This window comes from Cupriavidus sp. 01L46, from assembly GCF_056399905.1.
This window is the reverse complement of the sequence record NZ_JBFTSF010000612.1, coordinates 1-1,890: the sequence shown is the minus strand read 5'-3', so window position 1 is coordinate 1,890 and position 1,890 is coordinate 1. Positions and strand designations below refer to the sequence as shown.

The window sequence follows — 1,890 nt, the reverse complement described above, 5'->3', positions numbered from 1 at the left end:
ATCTCCAGCGTCACCCACGCCTTCTGCGGCGACTGCAGCCGCATCCGCCTGTCGACCGAAGGCCGGCTCTACCTGTGCCTGTTCGCCACCGAAGGCTACGACCTGCGCGCGCTGCTGCGCGGCGAGCATAGCGACCTGGAAATCTCCAATGCCATTGCCGGGGTCTGGCAAGGGCGCACCGATCACTACTCGGAACAGCGCAGCGACCCCGCGGTGCGGCAGGTGCGTACCGAGAACAAGATCGAGATGTCGTATATCGGCGGCTGACGGCATCTAAGCACCTAAGCAACGAAGCAACGAAGCGCCTCGGGCGCCGCAGTACCGCAGCCAATCCTGCCTATATCAAAACCGCTCCATGCCATCACTACAATCCGTCATTTCCTGCCTGTCCGACTACGATCCCGGTGCGTTGCCGGTGGCGCAGGCCAACCAGATCATCGGCGRGGTGGTCGAGCCCGTGAGGGGCACCGAGCAGGTCGCCCTGCGCACAGCGTTCGACCGCGTGCTGGCCGAAGACGTCATCTCCAGGCTGGACGTGCCCGCGCACGACAACGCCGCCATGGACGGCTATGCGTTCGCCAGCAGCGAGTTGGCCGCGGGCGGCAACGTGACCCTGACGGTGGTCGGCAGCGCCTTTGCCGGTGCTGCCTGCGAGCAAGCGGTCGCGCGCGGCCAGGCTGCGCGCAGATTCGCTTTGACGCCAAGGCGGTACGGGCCGGCGACAACCGCCGCCTGCGCGGCGAAGACCTCGCCATCGGCCAGCCGGCACTGGCCGCCGGACGCATCCTGCAGCCGGCCGACCTTGGCCTGCTGGCGTCGCTGGGCGTGGCCGAAGTCAAGGTGCGGCGCCGCCTGCGCGTGGCGTTCTTCTCCACYGKCGAYGAACTGCGCTCCATTGGCGAGCCRCTCGATGCGGGCTGCGTCTACGACTCGAACCGCTACACGCTGCACGGCATGCTGCGGCGGCTGAACGTCGACCTGATCGACATGGGCGTGGTGCCCGACGATCCCGCCGCGCTYGAAGCGGCATTGCGCAGCGCGTGCGAAAACGCCGACGCGGTCATCACCTCGGGCGGCGTCTCGGTGGGAGAAGCCGACTACACCAAGCAGATCATGGCCCAGCTTGGCGATGTGACCTTCTGGAAGATCGCCATGCGCCCCGGGCGGCCCATGGCCTTCGGCCGCATYGCTTCCCACGGCCGCGAAGCGCTGCTGTTCGGCCTGCCAGGCAACCCAGTGGCRGTGATGGTGACSTTCTATCACTTCGTGCGGGCCGCCCTGCACCGCCAGATGGGCGCCAAGGTGGCGCCCCTGCCGCTGATGCGCGTGCGCAGCGCCCAGGCGATCCGCAAGAAACCTGGCCGCACCGAATACCAGCGCGGCATCCTGGCGCCGGCCCCGGARGGCGGCTGGCAGGTGAGCATCACCGGGCAGCAGGGCTCGGGCGTGCTGCGCTCGATGAGCGAGGCCAATTGCTTCATCGTGCTGGGGCCGGAGCAGGCCACGGTCGCCGCCGGCAGCGAGGTGGACATCATGCTGTTCGACGGGCTGCTGTGAAACCCGGCAGAACCGGAGCAGCGATCTCCCTGCGTCTGCGCGACCATCCAGAATCGCCATGGCATGACCATCGCACAAACGCCTGTCGCGGCTCGGAATGCCCTCAGACGACAGACAACGGCGCAGGCGACAGATCGAGCATGATACGCAGTTCGACGTTGTCCGGATTGCGCGGCTGCCAAACGCGACCGATGACCATAAAGATGATTGGTTGCCCAGGGAACTGAATCAGGTCGCCGATCACCGGCGTTATCGCGCCGGTGTGGGGTGTCAGATCCAAGTCGATGTCTCTTGCTGCGGCTTGAGCGGCTGGGGTGAACTCAAGGGTGATCG

At 66.8% G+C, this 1,890-nt stretch carries 1 protein-coding gene and 2 pseudogenes; 2 read left to right on the top strand and 1 reads right to left on the bottom strand.

Features of this window, described 5'->3' with window-relative positions; translation table 11 throughout:
* Positions 1–267: pseudogene (locus AC1DS3_RS38850) on the top strand (GTP 3',8-cyclase MoaA); the annotation flags it as partial.
* 88 nt (positions 268–355) lie between these two features.
* Positions 356–1,557, top strand: a pseudogene (locus AC1DS3_RS38845) (molybdopterin molybdotransferase MoeA).
* Between the two features lie 103 nt (positions 1,558–1,660).
* Here the strand turns inward: AC1DS3_RS38845 and AC1DS3_RS38840 are convergent.
* Positions 1,661–1,890 (bottom strand): hypothetical protein (locus tag AC1DS3_RS38840; RefSeq protein WP_477129388.1); only part of this gene is annotated, 230 nt, incomplete at its 5' end.